The sequence below is a fragment of the Pseudomonas sp. 34 E 7 genome, from assembly GCF_900005715.1.
Lineage (GTDB): Bacteria > Pseudomonadota > Gammaproteobacteria > Pseudomonadales > Pseudomonadaceae > Aquipseudomonas > Aquipseudomonas orientalis_A.
Window position 1 is genome coordinate 40,170 of sequence record NZ_CVTX01000187.1, and the last position, 5,196, is coordinate 45,365.

Consider the following 5,196-nt stretch of genomic DNA (forward strand, 5'->3'; position numbering starts at 1 on the left):
GTGATTGTCTTATCCATTGCGCTGTACCTTAGCCATGAGTAGATACAGGTAGACTTACAGGCAGAGTGGGTCGTTCCAAATGACATGTCGGATCCAGATCTGCATGATTGAGCTAGGCTCCAGCGGCCCCCTGACGGCCCCCGGGCTGGCGCCCACTCGGCAGATTTTCTATCGCGCAAACCACCTGCCTCGTCGCCTCCTCGATCGATCCCTCATTGCGGCATAAAACCCAACCGTGATCGGCCACTGCGCGTTCAAACGCATGGGTGCAGGCGGCATGTTCTTCCAGCGTGTGCAGCACCGTACTGTTCAGCCCGCGCCGTCGTGCCGCCGCCCTCGCCCATGAGAGTTGCGGGTCTGTGACAACCCCGACATGCAGGTCCGGCACCTGCACCTGACGGTCGAGGTTCAGCTGTAAAATCTGCGCAAACGGAATCAGCCGGCGAAAGGCCGCGTCGGACGGATACCAGCGGTCGATGAGGATGATGCTGTCAGAGGGCTGTTCAGGCAGTACGTGCCTGGAAATCCAGCCACGGCTGTCGGCGAACCGCTCACACACCGCCCACTCCAGCGCCGGGTCGGGATGTCGCACGAGTTGGTTGACCAGCCCCATGGTTTCACCCCGGTGGGGATCGCTGTTTTTTTCGCACAGCCTGACGACCTTTTTATGATTGGCCCTCAGCGCTGCCGTCACCGCCTCCAGCAGCGTGGTCTTGCCGGTGCCCTTGGGCCCGTCCAGCGAAATGAACAGCGGGCGACTCATAGCTCCCTTGTTATCCTGTTGCCAAACGCCAAGCATAGCATCGCGACTGGTTTATCCCGCCAGCCCTTTCGGGCTTTCGGGCAACTCGGTCTCGAACCTCAACGCCCATGCCGCGATCAGACGCTGCGGGGTCTGGCAGGTTTTGCGCTTGAGTACGAAATTGCGGCACTTTTGCGCAAACTGTTGGCGGTCTTGCACCATGTCCAACTGCATCTGCGCCAGCTCCCGTTCGCGACAGCGCTCAACCTGTTCGATCTCCATCGTGGCTTTACGGGTGCGTGCGAGCAGGTATCGCTCATCGGTCAGCGCGCTGCCGGCTTGTTGCGCGAGCCACAGGTCGAAGGCGTGTGGGCAACGGGGGCCGATGTCCTGGATCATTCCATAGTGCCGGGCCTGGAAGGCACTGATGGGCAGGCATTCTTCGGTGAGCCTGTGCGCGACTTCACTGCCAACGGCCCGTGGCAGGCTGTAGGTCCAGTATTCGGAACCGTACAGTCCCATGCTTTTGTAATGGGGGTTCAGCACCACGCCTTCGCGTGCCAATACGATATCGGCAGCCAGCGCAAGCATGACGCCGCCTGCGCCCGCACTGCCGGTCAAGCCGCTGATCACCAGTTGCCTGGCGGTCAGAAGCGCCTGGCAGACATCGTCGATGGCTTGAATGTTGGCCCAGGCTTCCAGCCCCGGCACCTCGGCAGCCTGAATGACGTTAAGGTGAACCCCATTGGAAAAACTGCCGCGACCGCCCTTGATCAACAACACCTGGGTGTCTCGCCCCTTGGCCCACTCCAACGCAGCCACCAGCCGCCGGCATTGTTCAGTGCTCATCGCACCGTTGTAGAACTCAAACGTCAGTTCGCCGACGTGACCAAACTCCCGGTAGCGAATCGGTTGATAGACCTGCGGATTGAACGCCTGGTGGGCGATGGTGCTATCGAGCACCGGAATACCGAGCAGGCCGTCGGCCAGAACATGCCGCGCCGGCCGCTTGAAAGTCTCTTCCCCTGGCTGGGCCTTGCGTTTGAGCGAGCCGATCCAGACGCTGTGATCCCCGGCAGCCACCAGCACGGCGTCGTCCTGTACCGCAAGGATTTCCCCCGGCGTCCCCTGGCGTGAATCCAGGTGCGCGTCGTACAGGTAATATTGCTCGCCCTGGAGGCTGGCCAACACACCGGGCTGGCCATCGGCGGCGTCGATGCTGCGCTTGATGAAGGTTGCGCAATCGAACCAACTGAAGGTGCGGTCAGCCTGGGTCATGTTCGACTGCAAACGCCCGACAACGTCGGCTCGCGTGTAGTCGAGCGGCACAGGCACGAAACCCTTGGCGAACTTTTCCACTACGTCGCGGATGCACACCATCGCGGCGTCACTCACCGCACCGTTGTACAACTCGGATTTGCGCACATCGGCGGGCATGTCGAACTCACAGGTCGACCAGACCGGCCCGGCATCCATTTCCTCGACCGCCTGTAGCGCCGTGACGCCCCAGCGGCCGACCTGCCGGGTGATGGCCCAGTCCAGCGCACTGGCGCCACGGTCGCCGACAATGCCCGGATGGATGATCACCACCGGGCGCTGCGGATTGCGCCACAGTTGCCGGGGCACACGGTCCTTCAAAAACGGACAGATCACCAGGTCCGCGCCTGAGTCTTCGACCTGCCGACACACCGTGGCTTCATCCGTGAACACGACAACACTGGGGTCATGACCCGCCTGGCGCAAATCCAGCCAGGCCCGCTGGGTCAAACCGTTGAATGCCGATGATAATAAAAGGATCTTCACTGATCGCATGGCTGACTCGTCCTTGAGATGCGCGACCAGGGACGCGTGTTGAACCGTCCCTGGTCTTGAATGGAGGCCTGATGTTACAGAGCGGGCCGGCAAGGACACCTGATCAGGATCAATGACGAGCCTCGCTGGTCACTATATTTTAGCTGACCTTGATAACAACCTTGCCGAATGGGCCGCGTGCCAAGTGCTCGTAGGCCTCACGCGCCTGTTCAAACGGGTAGACATGGTCGATCACCGGCCGGATGTGATGGGTGTCGAGAAACGCATTCATCCGATCAAATGACGCGCGAGGAGCAACTGCAATGCCACGAATGGTGGTTTGGCGGAAGATCAGTGGCATTAAGTTCAGGTTAGCCGTTTGTCCGGTCAGGAAGCCAATCTGGGCAATGCGGCCGCCCACTTTGGTTGCCTGGACGGAGTCGTTGATACCCTCGCCGCCCGCCACTTCCAGAAGCAGGTCTACGCCCTTGCCGTCGGTGAGTTTCAATACTTCAGCGGCCCAGTCAGGTGTTTTGCGATAGTTGACGCCGGCGACCGCGCCCAGCTTGATGACTGCATCAAGGTTTTCATCACGGCTGGAGGTGACGATGACCTTGGCACCCAGGGCCATGGCGATTTGTGCGGCGAAGATGGACACGCCTCCTGTGCCTTGCACCAGCACGCTCTGGCCAGCTTCAATCTGGCCGAAGTCCACCAGCGAGTACCATGCGGTCAAGGCCGCGATGGGAAGGGTCGAGGCTTCTTCGTCACTCATGTCATCGGGGGCACGCACTGCACTGTCTTGATGGATGATCATGAATTCAGCCAGGCCACCCGGCAGTGGTGAGCCGAAGCAGTAGTCTGGTTCGTCGTGGGCAGGCATGCCGTCTATCCAGCGCGAGTACAGGTGCGAGTTGACACGGTCGCCTACTGCGAATCGGCTGACGCACTCGCCCACTGCCACGACAGTGCCCGCTGCGTCGCTGACAGGGATCAGCGGCTTGGGAACCATGTGCGGCTCATAGATCCCATCCACAATTGCCTTGTCGCGAAAATTGAGGGCGACAGCACCGACTTTGACCAGCAGCTCACCGGCCTTGGGGGTGGGCGTTTGGGTCTCGCCCTGTTTCAGATTTTCAAGACCAAAATCCTGCAGCAGCCAAGCTTTCATATTTTTACTCCAAGCAATGTGGGGCGTCCCGACAAATTCGGTGTGCCCAGGCTGGAGGCATTGTTTCTCTCCCGTGACGCTGGATAAACAGCCCTTGAAGCACAAGATTGTTATCAATCCAATTACAATCGAGTTCACTCACGTAACGGTTTAATCAAAGGCCTGACAATGAACATGATCGAGGCGATGGAAATTTACGTGGCCGTGGTTGAGCAAGGCAGCTATACCCGCGCCGCCGAGTCGCTGAGGCTTCACCGGCCCGCGCTTTCCAAAGCGATTCAGAATCTTGAACAGGAACTCAACGTCCAGCTTTTGCATCGCACGACGCGCAAGATCCACGTGACGCCTGAGGGGGAGGAGTTCTACGATCGATGCAAGCAACTGCTGGCCGATCTGTCTGATACCGTGGCGTGGTTCTCACCGGATCGACCTGCCCGGGGAAAGCTCAGGGTGGATGTTCCGGTGACCCTCGCCAAGGCATTTATCATCCCTTCCCTTCCAAAGTTCCGGGCTCTCTACCCCGAAATCGAGTTGATTCTCGGGTCTTCGGATCACCAGGTTGATTTGATCGCGCAGGGCGTAGACTGCGCCGTTCGGCTCGGGGAACTTGACTCGTCGAGCCTGATTGCCAAACGAATCGGCACCGTGCCCATGGTCACCTGCGCCGCGCCCTCCTACCTCGAACAGTACGGTACCCCCACCACTTTTGAAGCGTTGTCCGATCACCTTGCGGTCAACTTCCTGATTGATCATCGCCAGCAAATCATGCCCTGGAGGTTTCAAATCGGCGGTGAAAGCCTGTTGGTGACGTTGAAAAGCGGCATCGTGGTCGATGACTCGCAAGCCTTCCTCTGCTGCGGCCTGGCGGGGTTGGGTATCGTGCAGGGCTTGCGTCCCTCGCTGCAGCCTCATATCGCGTCGGGCGAACTGATTGAAATTCTGCCGGATCTGCATACCGTTCCCAAACCTGTCTCGCTGCTTCTCACTGACCGCAAATACCGCTCGCCCAAAGTGCGCGCTTTCATGGAATGGCTCGTCGCTGTTTTTGCCGAGCAGGGGCTCAGTTAGCCAGGCCACTGCTCCCGCATTGCCGAACTCAGTCTATCGGACCGATGTTGATCGTGCGATCGGCGCCCGGACAGCCGTGCCCGAATGCCGAATGCCATTGCGAGTCGAGTGTGAAGGTGCAGGACCGCGCGGTCAGCGATAGCCAGCTTGATGAGGCTATCGAAGAAACCTTCCCGGCCAGCGCCCCTATATCCCCTTGATAACGCCTCGGTCCAAATGTGGGAGGGGGCTTGCCCCCGATTGCAGTATGTCAGCTTGCACATCGGTGCCTGACTGACTGCTATCGGAGCATAGGCAACTACACAACTTTCCAGACCGTAGCAGCCAACGGTAACCACGATGCGAAGCGAGCCGCTCTTGATCTTGATCTGCTTTTGATCTCAGGCGCCCCGTTAAACCACGCTGGCCGAACGCAGGCTTGAAT

Annotated in this window: 4 protein-coding genes; 1 reads left to right on the forward strand and 3 read right to left on the reverse strand. The window is 59.5% G+C overall.

Translation table 11 applies throughout. From position 1 onward, the window contains the following. Window positions 1–112 precede the first annotated feature (112 nt). From BFP96_RS25960 to BFP96_RS25970, 3 genes are all read right to left on the reverse strand, one after another. On the reverse strand, window positions 113–763 hold the full coding sequence (locus tag BFP96_RS25960; RefSeq protein ID WP_065937279.1) for a dTMP kinase: 651 nt from the start codon (window positions 761–763) through the stop codon (window positions 113–115). 51 nt (window positions 764–814) lie between these two features. Continuing rightward, entirely contained in the window at window positions 815–2,554 is a 1,740-nt protein-coding gene (locus BFP96_RS25965; RefSeq protein WP_065891693.1) for a hydrogenase maturation protein, read from the reverse strand. Window positions 2,555–2,693: 139 nt separating this feature from the next. Next, entirely contained in the window at window positions 2,694–3,704 is a 1,011-nt protein-coding gene (locus tag BFP96_RS25970; RefSeq protein ID WP_065897405.1) for a zinc-dependent alcohol dehydrogenase family protein, read from the reverse strand. A gap of 168 nt (window positions 3,705–3,872) precedes the next feature. Between BFP96_RS25970 and BFP96_RS25975 the strand changes: the two genes are divergently transcribed. Beyond that, window positions 3,873–4,772 carry a LysR family transcriptional regulator gene (locus BFP96_RS25975; RefSeq protein ID WP_065891695.1) on the forward strand — a complete coding sequence of 300 codons (900 nt, stop codon included), beginning with the start codon at window positions 3,873–3,875 and terminating at the stop codon, window positions 4,770–4,772. Window positions 4,773–5,196: the final 424 nt, after the last annotated feature.

Bases quoted from the DNA above. Each gene is read 5' to 3' on its own strand.
- BFP96_RS25970 (WP_065897405.1), bottom strand. From the start codon at position 3,704: ATGAAAGCTTGGCTGCTGCAGGATTTTGGTCTTGAAAATCTGAAACAG.
- BFP96_RS25960 (WP_065937279.1), bottom strand. From the start codon at position 763: ATGAGTCGCCCGCTGTTCATTTCGCTGGACGGGCCCAAGGGCACCGGC.
- BFP96_RS25965 (WP_065891693.1), bottom strand. From the start codon at position 2,554: ATGCGATCAGTGAAGATCCTTTTATTATCATCGGCATTCAACGGTTTG.
- BFP96_RS25975 (WP_065891695.1), top strand. From the start codon at position 3,873: ATGAACATGATCGAGGCGATGGAAATTTACGTGGCCGTGGTTGAGCAA.